This window comes from Ruegeria atlantica (assembly GCF_947495585.1).
GTDB classification, from domain to species: domain Bacteria; phylum Pseudomonadota; class Alphaproteobacteria; order Rhodobacterales; family Rhodobacteraceae; genus Ruegeria; species Ruegeria atlantica_G.
In genome coordinates this window covers 1-17589 of record NZ_CANLZK010000001.1, presented here as the reverse complement: position 1 = coordinate 17589, position 17589 = coordinate 1, and the positions used below count along the sequence as shown (strand labels likewise).

Annotated in this window: 19 protein-coding genes and 2 pseudogenes; 6 read left to right on the top strand and 15 right to left on the bottom strand. The window is 54.6% G+C overall.

Annotation, left to right across the window (positions count from 1 at the left end):
- The first annotated feature begins 5 nt into the window (after positions 1-5).
- From QMP16_RS00100 to ureG, 3 genes are read left to right on the top strand one after another with little or no spacing between them, the layout of a single operon-like run.
- Positions 6-458: an urease accessory protein UreE gene (locus QMP16_RS00100; RefSeq protein ID WP_282150762.1), complete on the top strand. Its 453-nt coding sequence runs from the start codon at positions 6-8 to the stop codon at positions 456-458.
- A complete protein-coding gene (locus tag QMP16_RS00095; protein ID WP_282150761.1) occupies positions 442-1095 on the top strand; it encodes an urease accessory protein UreF in 654 nt (217 codons plus the stop codon). The genes QMP16_RS00100 and QMP16_RS00095 overlap by 17 nt, the downstream gene beginning before the upstream one ends.
- Positions 1092-1721 carry an urease accessory protein UreG gene (gene ureG, locus QMP16_RS00090; RefSeq protein ID WP_282150760.1) on the top strand — a complete coding sequence of 210 codons (630 nt, stop codon included), beginning with the start codon at positions 1092-1094 and terminating at the stop codon, positions 1719-1721. Before QMP16_RS00095 ends, ureG begins: the two co-directional genes overlap by 4 nt.
- A 380-nt stretch (positions 1722-2101) precedes the next feature.
- On the opposite strand, the pseudogene QMP16_RS00085 reads toward ureG, so the two are convergent.
- The 11 genes and pseudogenes from QMP16_RS00085 to QMP16_RS00040 all read right to left on the bottom strand — a co-directional run bounded on the left by QMP16_RS00085 (position 2102) and on the right by QMP16_RS00040 (position 9824).
- A pseudogene (locus QMP16_RS00085) lies at positions 2102-2809 on the bottom strand (IS6 family transposase).
- Positions 2810-2852: 43 nt separating this feature from the next.
- Positions 2853-3245: pseudogene (locus QMP16_RS00080) on the bottom strand (IS6 family transposase); the annotation flags it as partial.
- Positions 3246-3363: 118 nt separating this feature from the next.
- Positions 3364-4359 (bottom strand): DUF1254 domain-containing protein, encoded by a 996-nt coding sequence (locus QMP16_RS00075; RefSeq protein WP_282150759.1) that lies wholly within the window; start codon positions 4357-4359, stop codon positions 3364-3366.
- Positions 4360-4377: 18 nt separating this feature from the next.
- Positions 4378-5445 (bottom strand): DUF1214 domain-containing protein, encoded by a 1068-nt coding sequence (locus tag QMP16_RS00070; protein WP_282150758.1) that lies wholly within the window; start codon positions 5443-5445, stop codon positions 4378-4380.
- A gap of 430 nt (positions 5446-5875) precedes the next feature.
- Positions 5876-6100 (bottom strand): potassium channel family protein, encoded by a 225-nt coding sequence (locus QMP16_RS23615; protein WP_432653391.1) that lies wholly within the window; start codon positions 6098-6100, stop codon positions 5876-5878.
- 82 nt (positions 6101-6182) lie between these two features.
- Positions 6183-6890: an IS6 family transposase gene (locus QMP16_RS00065; RefSeq protein WP_282150757.1), complete on the bottom strand. Its 708-nt coding sequence runs from the start codon at positions 6888-6890 to the stop codon at positions 6183-6185.
- A 168-nt stretch (positions 6891-7058) separates the two neighbouring features.
- A complete protein-coding gene (locus QMP16_RS00060) occupies positions 7059-7736 on the bottom strand; it encodes a PEBP family protein (RefSeq protein WP_282150756.1) in 678 nt (225 codons plus the stop codon).
- Entirely contained in the window at positions 7733-8254 is a 522-nt protein-coding gene (locus QMP16_RS00055; protein WP_282121413.1) for a ricin-type beta-trefoil lectin domain protein, read from the bottom strand. The genes QMP16_RS00060 and QMP16_RS00055 overlap by 4 nt, the downstream gene beginning before the upstream one ends.
- 68 nt (positions 8255-8322) lie before the next feature.
- Positions 8323-8457: a hypothetical protein gene (locus QMP16_RS00050; RefSeq protein WP_282150755.1), complete on the bottom strand. Its 135-nt coding sequence runs from the start codon at positions 8455-8457 to the stop codon at positions 8323-8325.
- 1006 nt (positions 8458-9463) lie between these two features.
- The gene (locus tag QMP16_RS00045; protein WP_282150754.1) at positions 9464-9691 is read right to left on the bottom strand and encodes a DUF1127 domain-containing protein; all 228 of its coding nucleotides are present in this window, start codon (positions 9689-9691) and stop codon (positions 9464-9466) included.
- Positions 9681-9824 carry a DUF1127 domain-containing protein gene (locus tag QMP16_RS00040; protein WP_282151562.1) on the bottom strand — a complete coding sequence of 48 codons (144 nt, stop codon included), beginning with the start codon at positions 9822-9824 and terminating at the stop codon, positions 9681-9683. The genes QMP16_RS00045 and QMP16_RS00040 overlap by 11 nt, the downstream gene beginning before the upstream one ends.
- 181 nt (positions 9825-10005) lie before the next feature.
- Here QMP16_RS00040 and QMP16_RS00035 point away from each other — a divergent pair, with 181 nt between their 5' ends.
- A complete protein-coding gene (locus tag QMP16_RS00035; RefSeq protein ID WP_282150753.1) occupies positions 10006-10959 on the top strand; it encodes a LysR family transcriptional regulator in 954 nt (317 codons plus the stop codon).
- Positions 10960-11227: 268 nt separating this feature from the next.
- On the opposite strand, the gene QMP16_RS00030 is transcribed toward QMP16_RS00035, so the two are convergent.
- The 4 genes from QMP16_RS00030 to QMP16_RS00015 all read right to left on the bottom strand — a co-directional run bounded on the left by QMP16_RS00030 (position 11228) and on the right by QMP16_RS00015 (position 15820).
- Positions 11228-12379 carry a carbohydrate porin gene (locus QMP16_RS00030; protein WP_282150752.1) on the bottom strand — a complete coding sequence of 384 codons (1152 nt, stop codon included), beginning with the start codon at positions 12377-12379 and terminating at the stop codon, positions 11228-11230.
- A gap of 47 nt (positions 12380-12426) precedes the next feature.
- On the bottom strand, positions 12427-13323 hold the full coding sequence (locus QMP16_RS00025; RefSeq protein WP_282150751.1) for a hypothetical protein: 897 nt from the start codon (positions 13321-13323) through the stop codon (positions 12427-12429).
- Positions 13320-14330 (bottom strand): metallophosphoesterase family protein, encoded by a 1011-nt coding sequence (locus QMP16_RS00020; RefSeq protein WP_282150750.1) that lies wholly within the window; start codon positions 14328-14330, stop codon positions 13320-13322. The genes QMP16_RS00025 and QMP16_RS00020 overlap by 4 nt, the downstream gene beginning before the upstream one ends.
- A 68-nt stretch (positions 14331-14398) precedes the next feature.
- Positions 14399-15820, bottom strand: coding sequence for a metal-dependent hydrolase family protein (locus QMP16_RS00015; RefSeq protein WP_282150749.1), 1422 nt, complete (start codon positions 15818-15820; stop codon positions 14399-14401).
- Between the two features lie 150 nt (positions 15821-15970).
- On the opposite strand from QMP16_RS00015, the gene QMP16_RS00010 reads away from it, so the two are divergent.
- On the top strand, positions 15971-17005 hold the full coding sequence (locus QMP16_RS00010; protein ID WP_282150748.1) for a helix-turn-helix transcriptional regulator: 1035 nt from the start codon (positions 15971-15973) through the stop codon (positions 17003-17005).
- Between the two features lie 285 nt (positions 17006-17290).
- Positions 17291-17589, top strand: a 299-nt coding sequence (locus QMP16_RS00005; RefSeq protein ID WP_282150747.1) for a sulfotransferase domain-containing protein, incomplete at its 3' end; no start/stop codon positions are given.

The window sequence follows — 17589 nt, the reverse complement described above, 5'->3', positions numbered from 1 at the left end:
ACGGTATGACCGCCCTGCTCTGCACCGCACGCCGTTACTCGGATCATATGCACGGCGAGTCCGCAGATTGCCTGTCGCTGACTTATGACGATCGGTTTTTGCGTCGCAAGGTTCTGACCTGTGAAAGTGGCGAACAAATTCTCGTCGATCTGTCGCAAACGACCTCGTTGAACCACGGTGGCACGTTGGTTCTGGACGACGGTCGCGAAGTGGAAATACAGGCTGCACCCGAAGCACTGCTAGAGGTTTCCGCTTCGGACCTGACACGCGTCGCGTGGCATATCGGCAATCGCCACACGCCGTGCCAGATCGAAAAGGACCGTCTGCTGATCCAGGTCGATCATGTGATCCGAGACATGCTTTTGAAAATCGGAGCCACAGTGCGCGAGGTGCACGAACCGTTCAACCCCGAAGGCGGAGCCTATGGCCATGGCAGGACACATGGCCACGCCCACTGACGCCGATATCCTGACGCTGACCCAGTGGTTATCTCCGGCATACCCTGTGGGGGGCTTTGCTTATTCTCATGGGTTGGAAGCTGCAATTGACGAAGGAGCGGTCGCCAGTTTTCAAAACGCCGAAGCTTGGATTTCAGATGCGCTGGAACACGGATCTGGATGGAATGATGCTCTGTTCGTAGTGTCCGCCTACAACGCGCAGGACAAAGATGAACTTTTTAGCATCGATGCCAAGGCACGGGCTATCTGCGCGTCATCCGAAAGGAAAATGGAAACCGAACTGCTGGGGCAGGCATTCGGGACTGTCACAGGAGATGTCTGGGATTTAGACATCCAACAGCTTTCCTACCCAGTTTCAGTAGGCCACGCCGCGTGTCTGCAAAACCTCCCCCTACTGCTGACGACGAAGATGTACCTACAAGCATTCGCAAGCAACTTGGTCGCTTGCGCAACGCGTCTTGTGCCGCTGGGGCAAACCGACGCTCAGAAACTGATCCGTAATTTGACACCGCAATGTGCTCATATCGCCGAAAAGGCGCAATTGGCAGGTTTAGAAGAACTAAGTTCGACTACGTTCCTGACGGACATCGCGTCGATGAGACACGAAACACAGTATTCAAGGATATTCCGAACATGAGCAGTATGAACGGCCCTCTTCGCGTTGGCATCGGTGGCCCGGTTGGAGCCGGAAAGACCACATTGACCGCTGCCTTGTCTGAAGCCCTGCGCGATGCTTGTTCAGTGGGCGTCATCACCAATGACATTTATACGCAGGAGGATGCCGAAGCGCTGGTGCGCATGCAGGTCCTTCCCCAAGATAGGATTATCGGCGTCGAAACGGGCGGCTGCCCACATACAGCAATCCGCGAGGATGCATCGATAAACCTTGCAGCTGTCGCTGAAATGCAGGAACGCCATCCCGATCTTGATATCGTTTTGATCGAAAGCGGCGGCGACAATCTGTCGGCTACTTTCAGTCCGGAACTCGCAGACCTTACAATCTATGTGATCGACGTCGCCGCTGGAGAGGAAATCCCGCGAAAAGGCGGACCGGCAATAACAAAATCCGACATCCTGGTCATAAACAAAACCGATCTGGCACCGCATGTTGGCGCTTCACTGGAGGTAATGGAACGAGATGCAGCCAGAATGCGCAAAGGACGGCCATTTTTGTTCTCGTCCCTTCGCCACAAAAAAGGGGTCGACGCAATTGTTGACCTTTTGGTGAAGCGGGGGGGGTTAATAATTTCAGAAGTGAATTAGCTCCCAGAACGGAGAGGCCAAATTGTTGGCACCTAAACCCGACTGGAGAGGCCGAAGGTACAATCTTTAATTTTCACGTTTGTCTGGATGTTATGTTTTGTCTTCACTCATCGGCCGTCCGTATAGGAAGCGCACTAGTCAACCAAGACAACTATTGTAACCATAACATTCTTCGGTGCCGATTTGTCGCGCGCTACGCGACTTTCGCGCTCGGATATTTCTGCGTGATGCGCGAAACTGCGACGTCTGTTGTGGGCTGATTTCGTTGAAAAACTCCTGCTTGATCGGCGGCCCACCGGCTGATTCAATTCTCGAGACGAGCAGGAGGGTGCTGTCAGACTAATTCGAACCAGTCTCAGTTTGCCGCGGAAACCGCGAACCTATCCGGAACAAAGCTGACGCCACTCGCTAAGAGCGGCGGCGCGGGTCAGCTTGAAGGTGTCTCGACTGGCTAGCGATCTTTCCTGGTTGAAGTGGTTGTAGACAGAGGAATGGACGGAGGCGAATTTCTGCAAACTTCGCATGCGCCTGAAACGTTGCATAGCGCGCTCTCTTCGTCGGAAAGGCAGGTGCGAATTCTCAACGCGGTTGTTGAGCCACCTGCCCGTCTGTTGTTTTTCGAGAGCACCCAAATCTCTGAGCGCTGCTTTGTAGGATGCAAAACGGTCGGTCACGACCTCCTCGGCGCAACCGTGCCGTTTCATCAATTTCTTAAGGAATTTCAGTGCTGCAGCTTTGTTTCGGCGTTTGGTGACAACGGCTTCCAGCACCTCGCCCTCGTGATCAACAGCCCGCCACAGATAGTGTCGCTTGCCATTCACCTTCACAAAGACCTCGTCGACGTGCCATTTCCATTTCGAGTATGCTCGCTATTGCTGAACTCGCTTTTGTCTGATCTCGGAGGCAAACATCGGACCGAACCTGTTCCACCAATATCGGACGGTTTCGTGGCTCACCTCAATTCCCCGTTCGTGCAACAAGTCTTCGACATTCCGAAGTGACAATGGGAACCGAACGTACAGCATGACTGCCAGACGAATGACCTCTGGACTGGTCTTGAAGTACTTGAATGGCGACTTTTTGATCATGCGCGAAGGCTACGAGAGCACCCTGCCCGCCTCAACCCAAGTTCTTCTGACTAGACCTTCTGAGGAATTTCAACGCAGCTTTGCGGTCACGGCGCTTGGTCACATAGCTTTCCAGCACCTCGCCTTCGTGATCCACAGCCCGCCATAGGTAGTGCGTCTCGCCATTGATCTTCACGAGGACCTCGTCCAGATGCCACTGCCAGTTCGAATAAGATCGCATCCGATTGACCCTGTTTCTGCGGATCTTTGCCGCGAATATCGAGCCAAATCTGTTCCACCAATAACGCACAGTTTCGTGGCTGATCTCGATGCCGCGCTCGTGCAAAAGATCTTCAACATTGCGAAGCAAAAGCGGAAACCGAACATACATCATGACGGCCAGACGGATGATCTCGGGGCTCGTGTTGAAGTAGCGAAAAGGGCTGCGTTTTGTCATCCTGCGACGCTAAGTGCTCGCCTTGCCCGCCTCAAGACAAGTTCTTCTGACAAGACCGAACATGGCGATGAATGCCGCGCATGTCAGCCTTGAACCACGACTTTGGGCCGAGCTTACCTCAATCCACAGCTTCGAAAACCGGGAAGGCCCAACTGCCGTCCAGAATCTCGGCGCGGGGCTGGTAGAGGCGAACCGCGTAGTTCCAGCCAGGCGAGATTGGGATACAGTTAACACGGCCATCGTCGCAGCCACCAAAATGGATCGGGTAGGCCCCATCATCGTCCGGTGTTGCTGTGAAATTGTTATAGCTGTTCACCCCCATATCGTTGGGCTCCAGATAACCGTTGGCATTGTAGACGGTGATGGACCAGAATGCGTCCACCGGCACGTCCTTTACGGTCACAGCATGCGGGGTCTTGCCATCATTTTCTGAAACGCTGTCGATGACATAAGACGCAGCAGTGAACGGCAGGCCACCCCAACCTGCGGCAGCGCCGACAAGGTGGTCAATGGGCCGTGTCTCGTCTTTGGTGCCAAACGCATATTTTGAATTAAAGCCAAGCACCGCGACATCACTCAGCGCCTTGCGCGCCACCCCAAGGTTATCCAGGTTCCAATCCGGCGCCTCGTATGGTCCTTTGCCGCCGCCGCTTGTTGTGATCGCGTCCTGCGCGGCATGGGCCTTTGCGATGTCGTCAGGGTTGGTGACATCAACGAATGTGCGGAAGGCCACGAAGGCAAAGCGGGTGCCTACCTCATCTTCGGTCAGCCTGTAGGTCCCGGGTTTTGCCTCAGCGAACATATAGTGATCCTGATTGACCAAATGCAGGGACTGATATCGCCCGCGCAGGTCGGGCAGCGTGATCTCCACAGGTTTTGACAGGTCCACCACAAGCCCAGAATAGAGGGTATCCTGGTTCATCCGGATCGTCGGCTGGTTTTCGGTGGTCGTTGGTTCGCGCAGGTGATGCAACTCGCCGACGCCAAAGCCGAAGGACTTCATGTTGCCCAGGATATTGAAATCCGACTCGGCGCGTACAAAGTTTTCAACGGTGACGTTTTCGGCCAAAACCAAAGTCGGAGCGCACAGGGCGAAGGCAAGTAGAGCTTTCATGGTCTGTTCCTTTTTCACTCAATTCACAGGTTGGGCGGCAGGAAATGTCCAGCTGCCATCCAGAACTTCGGGCCCCGGACGATAGAGCCGCACGGTATAGTTCCACCCCTCCATGATCGGCAGGCAGTTGACCGCATCTGCTTCGCAGCCACCCAGATGCACCGTCATGCTGCCGTCATCGTTGGGCGTTCCGGTGATCGAGTTGACGCTGTAAGCATCGCGCGGGTTTTCCTCAAAGAAACCGGCCGCATTATAGAGGCTGACAGACCAGAATGCCCCAACAGGCACGTCTGCCGGGACGTTGATCTTGTAGGTTCCGACGGGCAGGTTCGGTTCGATACTCGCGTAAAACGCTTCGGTCTCCGGCAAGCCGCCCCAGCCGACCGCCGTGCCGATGAAGTGGCGTAAGGGATCAACCTCGGGCTTGGGTCCAAAGGTGCGTGTTGCATCGGGCGCAAATCGGCCCAACCTCAAGGTTTCTGAAATCAAGTCCTCTGGATCCTTTTCATTGTAATCTGGAGAGATGAAGGGTTTGGATGACGCCGCCTCGATCGTCATCGCGTCCTGAATCGCATTCACGGCGGCGACGTCGTCCGGATCAGACGCGTCCACCAGCGTGCGCATAAACACGATGACATAGGGGGTGTCGAAGGTTTTGATGTCCAGCGTGTAGGTGCCGCCGCCAAAGAAGACGTTGTTGATATAGTGGTCCTGGTTCACAATCATCGCGGTCATATAACGCTCACCCACCTCGGGCAGCGTCAGGGTTGCGCCCTCGCTGATATCGACGACGGCCGTGCTGTAGAGCGTGTCACGATTCATGCGGATCGTCGGCTGGTTTTCCACCGGGGTCGGTGTGCGGAAATGGAAAAATTTATTCACGCCACCAGCCAGTGAGACATACTTTTCCAGTTCTGCATCCGTCGCGGCCTGGGCAAAGTTATCGACCGTAACCGGGATTTCCCGACTGTCGACAAGGGCGTCAAGCGTGGCGCTTGTGGATTCTGCCGTGGCACCCCCGGAGACCAAGGCAGCGACGCAAAGGGCTGTAACTGACGGCGCGGATTGGGAAAGTCGTTTAGGCATAGGCTTGTTCCATTGTGCTTTCAAAGAATAAAAGGTGCACAGATCACTAAAAAGTCCACTTAGGACGGTGATGTTGCTGTGGCGTCATAGCCGCATTTTACCACCGTGCACATTTCATGGCGTTGTCATGGATCATTATTCTCGCTTGCCGCCCCTCAAAGTCGGGTTTCAGCCCATACTCCTAGTTCGTGCTGATTGCAGCATTTGTTAGACAGGGCTCGAAGCGGTCATTCACTGCATCACACCTTAACGTCTACTTTGCAGACGAAACCGCCATTCGCCGCACCAGCAACGTTGTCAGATCCGAAATTCTGGAATGCGCAGAAACCAGACATTGCAAAGTCATGGCCTACCTCAAGACCGCCCCACGGCTTTGGATTCGGCCACCCTGAGCGGACCTCGGTAGAGACCACGCTCCAATTCCCGAGAATTAGTTTTTCGTCGAGGAGCCGGAAACAAGCTCCTGGCGATACGTCCCGACGATGCTTCCGATCATGATTGCGATATAAAGCACGCCGCTAACAGCCTCAAAGCCCGCCGAAATACGAGCTACTGCAGAGACTGGCAAAATGTCCCCGTATCCAAGAGGCGTCAGCGTTACGAGGCTGAAATAGATTGATGCAGACCAAAGATCAGCGTCGCTGGGAAACGCTATTGAACCAGCATGCCATCGCTCGATTTGAAGGTGCTGTCAGACGAATTCGAACCAGTCTCAGCTAGGCCAGCATAGCTGCCCTTTATGCCGCACCAAGTTCGCGCCACTCGGCAAGAGCGGCGGTGCGCGTCAGCTTGAAGGTGTCTCGGCTGGCTAGCGATCTTTCCTGATTGAAGTGGTTGTAGACGGAAGAATGGACGGAGGCGAATTTCTGCAAACTTCGTATGCGCCTGAAACGCTGCATTGCGCGTTCTCTTCGTCGGAACGGCAGGTGCGAATTCTCAACGCGGTTGTTGAGCCACCTGCCCGTCCTTTGTTTTTCGAGAACACCCAATTCTCTTAGAACAGCCTTGTAGGAAGCGAAGCGGTCGGTGACGATCTTTTCGGCATTGCCGTGCCGCCTCATCAATTTCCTGAGGAATTTCAGTGCCGCAGCTTTGTTTCGGCGTTTGGTGACAACGGCCTCAAGGACTTCACCTTCGTGATCAACTGCACGCCAGAGATAGTGGCGTTTGCCATTCACCTTCACAAAGACTTCGTCCACGTGCCACTTCCATTTCGAGAACGCGCGCAGCTGCTGCACCCGCTTCCGCCTGATCTCAGCAGCAAACATCGGGCCGAACCTATTCCACCAGTATCGGACAGTTTCGTGGCTCACGTCGATGCCTCGCTCGTGCAGTAAATCTTCGACATTCCGAAGCGAGAATGGAAACCGAATATACAGCATCACCGCAAGGCGGATAATCTCAGGGCTGGTTTTGAAGTATTTGAATGAGGCAGGTCTGGTCATGGACAAAAGCTACGCAACCGCCCTACCCCTCTCAAGCAAAGTTCTTCTGACAAGACCGTCCAGCATATCAACGACATAAATTTCGACGTTTTCCGCATGGGCCATCCCTGTGCTTAAAACTGCAATGGTCATGAGGGTTGATTTCAACATGTTGGTTGTCCTTGGGTGTTAGTTGACGGTCAAACGGCACAAAACGGTGTTGCTCTGTTCCAAATCCGGGCCCCAGATCAATTCGGCGGACGCATCCCAAGAGATTTCATCATACCCAAATTTTGGGTCGACTTCAGCCTCAGTAAAAACGCTTGCGTTTGCCCAAGACGATGCGTCGAAGTCAGCACCATCCCAGCCCGAGGGCTCTTCACTGGCATCAAATCCACACGGGGCTGTGCCTGCCACGGGATCGTTTTCGTTTTCGCAAGTTTTATCTAGCGGTGCGGCGTGGATCACATGGCATTGCCAGTCAGCATTGCTTACTACCACAGTCGCGCCAGCGGCATCCCTGATTTGCATGATCACGCCACCATCGCCCATTTGCTGACGACGGGTGCCGATATACTCCAGTCCCGTGTCATCCTCTTTAAAGTCCTTGGCCACAAGACCCAGCACAAAGGGGCGCTCAGCCGTGAAATCAAAGCTCTCTGCATTGAACGAGCGTTCCGTCGTGATCGGCACGCTGTCTTCAGCAACTTGGGTGCCATTTACACGCAGTTCGAACCAATTGTCGGCCCAGACATCCGCAGAGAAGGTCTCGGCCTGTAGGGCCACGGGCGTCACAAAGAATAGCGCGATTTGGGAAACTGATGGTTTCAGCAAAGGTCCTTTTGTGGAGTCGTTAGCGCGTCTCATTCGAGAATTACCCATTCCTTGAGCGCTTCAGGAGTCGTCACGCAGTCGGTCAAAACGAGTGCCCGTGACATGTACGGTCCGGCAGATTGGCTGTGTTGGCCAGCGGAAACACAAGTGGTTTCGTCGTCTGATGTACGAATGGCGCGACTCTCTGGGTCGTATACGAACTGCTGGTCAGTTGCAGTGGTATCGCAGGAGACGAGAGCGAACGTGCTTTCCTCATTTGGTTGATGAGACATGCAATAGTCCGAGAATGCGACCGATTGAATATTTCCTGTTTTGGCATCGAACGAAAACTGCACGTCGCCGCCTTCCGGTTTGCAGGAATGGGCTTGCAGTCGCTCGGCAAATCCTCTGCCAAGCGTGTCAATGCACCAACCGAGGTCGTCTTGTTCGTCAAGGTTGTCGGCCAAGTAGATGACGGGGGCAGGCGTTTGAAGCCTCGGTGAATCGGCAAGCGCAGGCGCGGCAATGAAGGCAAATGCCACAATGGAATTGAACAGGATATCAGGTTTCATGAGCAATGTTCCGTTTCTATATTCGGTGCGATCTGGTCGTGAGGGTCACGCTCTTCACTCCAAGGTTTTCAACTCAAGGGTCGCGTTGCCTGTAGCGTGGCATCGCCCCACGCAATTGGGTTCGCCGTCAGTGACAGGCGTTCTAACGGGGTGTACCCCGCGACGGCAAGCGTCTCTAATGCTTCCATGGCGAGCAAACTCATCCCAGAAAAGACAACCAATGCGATGAAAGGTAGTATTCGTGCGCAGTCGGGCATTTTTTCTCCGTTGTCCGAATTGGTACAACGGCTGATTAGTTAATTTCCGTCGCAATTATTCTTGGAGATGGAAACATACATTTATGTATGTCGCCGCGCTGGTCGCTTTGGGCTCGATGCGGTCCTTCGCAAAATCGCGATGTATGTCCGCTTTGCGGACAAACCCGCCGCTCCCCCAAACGTTGCTAACGACTGCTTCTGAGCTGGACGCTGTTGAACGCCTACCCAAAAGCCAGATATGAGCATCCTCTGGTTTCCGCGAAAATTTCTACTGCAATCGAAACCGGCTTCGGGAAATTTGTGTATGAGAATGCTTCCACTACGTCTGCGTCAACTACAAGCCGTGCATTGTGTTTCACAGCAAGATGGCGCATGTGACCGTTTTTTTGAGACGCATCATCTGGATCGTTCCGACGCCTCTATTTTGCGCCATTGCGAACATCTGTTCAAACAAAGCTTCCCCAATCCCGATACTTTGCCACTCGGCCTCGACAGAAAACGCAGCCTCGGTTGTTGCTGGCCATGAATGAAAGAGACCGCGCAGTTCCACAAGGCCCCCAATTGCCCACAGACAAACGCCCCACAAGCGATACCGTCGTAACGAAGGACATTCTGTGCGTAACTCAAGACTCCTTTGTTGCTGATGGCTCCACAAAAACGCGCCCGCCGGGTTTGATTATCTAACTGAAGAAAATGTTAACAAATGTCATTTTGATCGCCGAAACGCAGACGACGGACGACCGGATCGTGTAAAGTTCTTTCACCGGTCATTTTTCGGAGCTCCTGCTTGGCAGTTTGGTTTGGGCCAGCATTTTCGGGAGGAGGTGAAAATGCTGGCCCTTTGCGTTGGCGCTCCCTGTTGGCTTTTTCGCCGCCGCTTTTGCTGGCTTACTCTGGGAGGAGCGAGGACCAGCAAATTTCGTGCAATCTTCTGTCCTGAGGGTCTACTTCTCTAATCGTCAGCCATCAATTTTGCGGCATATTCCGGGATATCGGATCGCGAAATTCCGATCTGAGCGAGCTGGTAGTCGCTCATACTCGAAAGAGAGGAAAGCATTCTGGCCATTTGAAAAGTCTTTAGGCCAGCATTTGCCATGGCTCTGATCCAAGCCAGGAAGGCGATTGATGCGGTAATGGCCTGACCACGATCTGAGCTAGACGTTTGGGTGTTAACAGCCATACGCAACCTCCATAGCAAGTTTTTTGATGCTACTGCGCCGAATACCCAGATCTGTTAAGTCGCGGTCAGATAGCACCGAGAGCTCACAATACGTCGCGCGGTAGACCCTGCGATTGGCCTGTGCCCTTCGCATCGTGTCTATCTTTTGATGAAAGAACATGCGGCCAGCTTCGAAAACGACATCCAGCGCGCTGTTTGATCGTGTAATTGCCATGATATTGCCTCGTGTCTTGCTGCGATGCAGTATTTATGCTGCACTGCAGAGATAGGCGGATTTGGTAGCGCTCACAATTTGGCAATTTGGCAAGGGCCCCATGCCAGATTGGAACAGCAAGGTTCATGAGATGGATATTTCTGCGCAAATGTTGATCTTTGCGACGGTTGTCGAGCAGGGAAGCATCTCTGCGGCAGCGCGATCAATGGGGCAAACCCCATCGGCTGTGAGCAAGCAGATCGGATTGCTTGAAGATCAGGTGCACTACCGGCTTCTGAACCGCACCAGAACGGGTATCTCCCCAACACTGGAAGGCCGAGCGTTCTACGAAAAGTGCAAAGCGATGGCTGACAAGTTCAAAGAGGCCGAGGCGATGATCCATAACTTTGATGGTATCCCCCGCGGAGTGCTCAGAGTCGCATCCACGGTTGCCTTTGGCAAGTCACAGCTGATACCTGCTCTGCCTAAATTCATGGAAGAGAATCCTGAAGTTCAAGTATCGTTAGATTTAACCGACCGTGAGATTGATCTTCGCAGTGAAGGGTTTGATGCTGCGATCTGCTTTGCTGAACAACGTCAGAACCCAGATATAGTCATCAGGCGCATTATGCGGAGTCGCAGGGTGCTTTGTGCTTCACCTGAATACCTTGAGCTTTCTGGAACGCCGACGAATTTCGCCGAGTTGGCTGAACATAATTGCCTGAGAGTTGCTGGAAGAAGCCAACGGAACGCTTGGAACAGTAACGAACCAAAGTCAGGCGAAAGATTTGAAGCAACTGGCAGTTTTGAAGGGAACAGCACCGATGTTGTATTTCGAGCGGCACTGGCTGGCATCGGGATCGCGCGACTACCTTGCTACATTGCAAACCGGAAGTTCAAATCCGGGGAACTCGTCCGTGTTATGCCGGAATACGCACCACCTAGTACAGATATCGTCGTAATGTTTGCCGACAGGCGCAATCTGGCGCCGAAAACGCGCGCGTTCGTGGATTATCTCGTACGGCGGTTTCGCAAAGTCGAAGACAACAAAATGACTGGCAAATTATCCCTGTAAATGATCGGAAGTTTCCTAGTCAATCCGGCTAAATCGCTTGTAAAGGTGCGAAAGTTCAACCGAAATTGGAAGAGAAATGACTGGGCGCCTCAATCCGACACCTGACATTGAATGGTAAGTGCAGCATTTGCCAATTCGGGCTCGAAGCGGTCATTCAGTGAAATCTGCTCAACGTCTGCTTTGCGGACAAATCAGCCTTTAAATGGTCGTTCTGTAAGGTCTGGTGACCAACGAAAGCAGCCACTGGGCGGTTAGCTGGATGCAAGTATCAGAAGACCACGCGGGCCCTCAATCCGACAAGGGTAATGCTCGACTGGCTGGGGTCGAGCAGAGGATTCTCGATGTACTGAAGCGACGGCGTGATCTGCAACCCGGGCGAAATCGAGAACCGATAGAACGCCTCCATCGTCTTCTGGCTGCCAGGGATTCCATTGGCTTCCGCCCAGTTCAGACCGATACCGGCAAGGTCGGTGTTGCGAAAGTAGTACCCGAGACCGGTGGAGACCGACCGCTTGTAGAGCGCCGCCGTGCCGTCCGACGCGCCAACGCGCAGAAACGGTGCCCACTTGTTGTCGATGAACCAGGATGCCGAGAAGGCCGCGCCCCTGTCCTTTGGCCGCGTACCGTCGGCGGACTCGTCGGACTCCCAGACCGTCAGATGGATGTTGTCGAAGTAGATTCGGCCAAAATCACTGGTGTACCCAAACTCCAGGCTTTTGAAGAGCTTGCCATCCGAGAAGACGTCGAGGCTTGGGCTGTTGGGATCGGCATCGGCGTCGGCAAGGCTGGCGACGACGTAGAAATTCTCGCCAAATTTCGCGCCGCCGGCGATCCCGAGTCCGGGATTGGGTGCATTGATCGTCGGGTTGGTGTTGAAGGCGAGGTTCTGGAACGAGGTGTAGGGGCTGACGAGCCCATAAACGTCGAGAAAATCGGTGACATCGATCTGGCCGAATTGCAGGGTCCAGGACTTGTCCTCGGCGCGCTGGGTCCAGAAGAGGTTGGTCAGAAGCGGCCCGTTGTCGTTGAAGGCCGTGCCTGTGATCGCCAGCGCGCCGCCATCGAAGCCGAAAAACTGCGGCGCGACATTGCCGTAGGCGTGACGATGCTCGGCCTTGAAGGTCAGGCTGCCGTTGTCCGTCGCCTGCCAGCTGCCATAAAAGCGCGCGATGCCGCCCCCGGCCTGACCCTCGCCAAGATTAGAATTGGACCACTGCCCTAGGGCCAGATAGTCGAGATTGAACCTGAAGCCTTTCTCAGCCAGCCCGTCCTTCCAGCCAAACCAGCCCGGCGCGATGTTGCGCGGGAAGTCCGAACGGAACTGCGGATCGGTCAGACCGTCACCGGGCGTCAGGTCCGCCTCGACCGAGGACGGGCCGGAAAGACCGCTGGTTTGTGCCGCTGCAGGCGCGACCAGCATACAAAGGGCGCAGGAAAGAAGGGTCCGTCTGATAAGCATCATCATTCCTATCTGGTGGGGGCCAGAACCGCCGCACGCGTCGCTGCGTCAACTGGCGGGCTGGGTGGGTTTCGTTGGAATGGGTTCTTGACGACCGGGCTGAACGTAAAGGTGACTGTCCAATCCTCGGCGAAAGGGTTAGGTCTCACAATGTTTTTTTCCGCGGACAGATTGAACTTCACGAGTTGCTTTCCAATCGCCGTCGTCTTGGCGACGGCGAGCTGTATGGGAACCGTCCACTCCTGGCCGGATGCGGCGTTCCAGTCGTAGGTCATCGTCGGACCGGTCCCGATCTGCCAGCCGTCGCCGAGGCCGTAGAAGAGGAAATACTGCAGCGAAGTGATGGAGGTGTCTGCACCGCTGCCCCCGACCTTCTCGTTGTGAAAGGGAAAGATGCCCGTCACGCCCCAGTCGAAGGTCTTCACTGCAAGAAAACTCGGGCCCAGTAGCCAGTTGTCTGACGAGGTTTCGGATCCGACAGGAATGCTGCCGACAACCCCTGCACCAAAAGTCCAGTCCCCTGTTCCCCATGAATAGAGCAGGTCGTAGGGAATATCGTTCCAGTCATCGAGGCCTGAGAACGACCCGGTCGACGGATCGCGCCGCGGCGCTCCCCAGCCGTAGCCGAAAGCCGGGCGAAAGATCAGGTTGTTCCCGTTCGGCAGTATGAATGGTAGCACCGGCTGAAACGTCAGCGTCGTGCTGTCTTGCCTATCGGCATCCGGCAGGTCGCCGTCGAAGCCGCGAAACTCCAGCTTGAAGTTCATCGTCGCATTCGCGGCCCCGGGATTGGCCAGTTCTTTGGCCAGATCGTCGATATTCGGGCCGACTTGGGCGGATGCGATTGCGGGCAGGGAGATCACAGAAGTAATCGCGACTATGTCCTGAAAACGCCAGCGGTTCATTGCTGAGTCTCGTCGCAACTGGCAACGGCAAAACAAAGGTCGGAACCGTCATTGGGTGTGGCGCCGAACTTGTCACGAATTCCAGCCAGCATGAGGTTCACGATGTCGACCCGATCCCCTGAAACCGTTACCAGTGTTAGGTGGTCTTCGGAAAGACCCTTGTCCGGAAATTGCTCGCCCCCTGTCGTTGCAAGCTGGATGTAATCGCGACCCAACCGCTCGCGATGGATGTAGATGTGTTCGTGGCCGTTGAAGACCGTGTAGGAGCGATCTGTCAGTGCGGATTCGATATCGAAGAACGGTGTGCCGCTTTCGCGCAACCAAACAGGCTTGTGCACGAAGACAAAAGTGTGCTGCACATCCGGATTGGCCTCAATCGCCTGAACGAAGTGATCGGCCTGCATGGTGCTGATCGCGCCTGATGTGCGCTCAGGGCTTTTCGCGTAAGGTGTTTCGGCAAAGGCTTCAGGCCCATCGGTTTTGTAGATCTCGACGGCTTCAGCGCGGGCCGAAGCAATTTCCTCCCGCCGATCGAACGTCATGTCTTCGCTGTCGAGCACCAGAAACAGCACGTCCCTGTAGCGAAAGTGATAGTAGTGCGGCCCGTAACGCTCTTTCCAGACCGTGCGTTCAAGTTCACTGGAGAGGTCATGGTTACCACCGACATAGAAAAGCGGTGCCCCGACAATTCGCGCGCGAGAATCGAAGCTCTCCCACTCCGCGATGAGCTCTTCGCGATTGCCACCACCTTCGATCAGATCGCCCACACTGATCACAAACTCCGGGCGCAACAGCGCAAGCTGCGCCATCGCGGTTTCAAAGATTCGGGGGCGTTCACCACCGGTCAAATCGGAATGGATCGCAAAAGAGAATTTGTCCGATGAGGCGTCAAACTCCGTGTGGGTCCAAGGCACCGCCGAGCCTTTGACAGCGTGCTCGAAAGCCTCCGCACCAGACTGCAAGGACAGACCGAACAGAAACGTTAGCAGATAAAGGAAACATCGCATTTATGGGTCTGCCTATTGCCTGGTGATGTTCGCGGGGCGGCCCGAGGGAGAGTCGCCCCGCTCCGGCATCACAGGTTGCCGAAGTAGGCATCCTGGCTCGGTTTTGCGGGTTTGAAAGCTGGGGCATTTTCACTGGGTAGCCAGTTTTTATATACGTCCCCGTCCTTCATCACGAAATCCACGTTGTCGCGCTTGATTGCGCTGATGTCCTCAAGCGGGTTGCCATCAACCAAAATGATATCCGCATAGCCACCTTCGACAATCGTGCCCAATGTCCCATCTTTGTAGGGGTTCATACCACCAGTCCAGGTCAAGACTTCGGCTGCATTGCTCGTCGCGGTCTTCAAAGACAGAAGTGGATCGTTGGCAACCTTGTCGTTGAACCAGATGATATTGTCAGCCTGACGCACCACATCAGGTCCGAACATGTCTCCACCCGTGACCATCAACAGGTCATGCTTGACTGCCCATTCCATCATCTGCTGAGCACCAGTGTTCACTTGAGCCGCCTTGGCTTTCTGGTCGGCGTTGAAGAAGGTGATGCTCTCAGGATCGCCAAAGGCTTCCAGCGACATAACCGCCTGAACAGAAAGGGCGACGCCCTCTTCCTTCATGCGGATGATGGTCTCTTCGGAGACGAGGAAGTTGTGATCGATCACGCGGACCCCGGCATCAATCGCCCTATTGACCGAACGGTCGTGATAGGCGTGAACGAGCACATAGGTGCCATAGTCCTCGGCAACGCCCACAATCGCCTTGAGTTCTTCCAGCGAGTACTGGGTTGTGTGCAGGGGATCAAACTCACTGGCAACACCGCCGCCGGCCATGACCTTGATCTGAGTGGCACCGGCGCGAAGGTTGTGACGCGCCGCGCGAATGACCTCCGGAACACCATCGGCGATAAAGCCGAACATATGGGCTTCCAGATCATCAACGTCGCCCGGAACATCGTTGAATGATCCCGTGTCGGCGTGACCACCCGTCTGGCTGAGGAATGCGCCGCTGGGGTAGAGACGCGGTCCGGGAATGATGTCGTTATTCACCGCCTTCGCGATGCCAAGAATGTTGCAGCCCGCGTCGCGCGCGGTTGTGAAGCCTTGGTCGAGATAGTCCTGCAAAACAAGTGCAACATAGGCGCCGTTGGCCATCTGGTCATAGTTGTCACGAAACTCCAGCATTCCGTTCCGGATACACATGTGCGAGTGCATGTCGATCAGGCCGGGCATCAGGGTGCGGCCCTCTCCGTCCACAGTGAAGGCGTCCGGTGCATCGATCGCTTCAGTCGAAACGGTCTTGATCAGATTGCCCTCGACCAGAACCGAACCGTTCTCCATCAGCTCGCCATCGACACCGTTGAAGATGTTGACGTTTGTGAACAGGACCTGCCGCGGGGCGTCGTCCTGTGCCTGCGCCGGTGCGCCAAAGCCAAGGACCAGCGCAAGCGCCGTTCCCGCAGTGGACATAAGAATTTGATTGAACGCCTTAGGCATTGATACTTCTCCCCATTTTTGATTCCCCGTTAACTTAGCACCAGATTTTCGGTTTCAATGGCCATTATTGCGGCGACATACGCGATTTCCTGCAAGAAAATGGCAATCATTCGATCGCAATTTGTGCAATGATGTCAGTGGGAGGATTCGATGCCTGCGAATTCACTTCAAGCTGGGTCTCAGGACGGCTTTATTCGTCTGTCACTGGTGCAACCATTCGTCAACTATCTGATAGATAGGCAAATTGATCCACGCCGCACGTTCGAAGATCATGGGTTGTCCGTTGACACAGTCAAAGACCCAAGCCTCTTCGTGCATTCAGAAGTCGTATACGGATTGCTGAATGCCTTTGCCGGGCTGGCAGATGACCGATATCTCGGCGTGCATGTTGGCGAACTGCACGATTTCTCAAAATGGTCCCCCTTTGCAGAGTCCGTCGCCACGTCCACCACGCTGGGGCAATTTTTTGCTAAGTTTATCCAGCGCATTCCTCGTGAGACCAACTCCGTTGAGCACAAGCTGATCATTGAGCCGGGGAGTGCGGTCTACCGCGTTGCACGGCTGCAGGAGCCGGGTATCGACCCGATACAAGTCACGGGCTTTGGTGCTGCTCACTACGTAAGGCTTCTTCGATCTGTAACTGGTGATGCCTGGGATGCCAGTCAGGTTTCATTTGAAAGCCGGTTTATCGTCGGCGTCCCCTCCGGTTATGCCGGGATAGAGACTCGCCTTGTCGACGATCCCGGTATGCGATTGCACTTTCCGGCAAAGTGGCTGTTTCAGGAACTGAACTTCGACTCCTCAGTCGCTCAGCGCCAAAGCGATCAGTCGGGCGAAGAGATATCAGTTGTAACTGCAATGCGGTCGGTCTTGCGCAATCGGCTGGCAGATCCTGATCTCGGAACGAAGGCGGTGGCGAAGATGCTCGGGGTTGAAACAGATCGGCTTCGCAAGGCGCTCAAACGACACGGGACCACACTTCCTCGGCAGATCAAGCGCCTAAAGATCGATCGTGCAAAAGGATTACTGAGGGACGGTGATATGAAAGTGGCCGACATCGGCAATTTGCTTGGCTACGACGATAACGCCCACTTCACGCGTTTCTTCAGATCTCAGGTCGGGGAAACACCGAGTTCATTTCGAGCGAGGGCCCTAAGTTCCAATCCGGAGCATAGCAAGAAATAGATGTCTGATCCATCCTGGCGCCAATACATGGAGCCATTGGCGAGTAACGCATCACAGTGCCGGCTTTCTGCTTCAAGCAGCCGTTCGCCACGTCCAATAATAACGGCAGCTTTGGGCTCAAAGCAGTCTTTCACCGCGTAATGCATCAATGACCGCTGTGCGGACGAAGGCGACGGCAAATGTTGAGCGGCTATCCGAATATTCTGAACCCGATCTATCCTTCTGAAACCTATTCCTTTCACCTCAGCCCTGCTACGATTCTCCTCCAGTGCAAAGGAGTGAAGAATGGCGGCTGTCAGAACGGAACGACTTCGGGGTTACAGCGGTCCAGTAACCAACACCGACATCTGGGACGAGTTCGAAGTGCGCCCGGACGACGTCTTTGTTGTAACCCCTCCCAAATGTGGCACGACGTGGACGCTGAATATCGTGATGATGTTGATTTATGGCCGAGTCGTTCCCGATGCAGGCAACCGGGAGGACGCGCCATGGCTAGACGCCGGGTTTCGCGACCAAAAAGCGATTGCGGCATTCTTAACTGGCCTGAAACGCAGACGATGCATCAAAAGCCATACACCTATGGA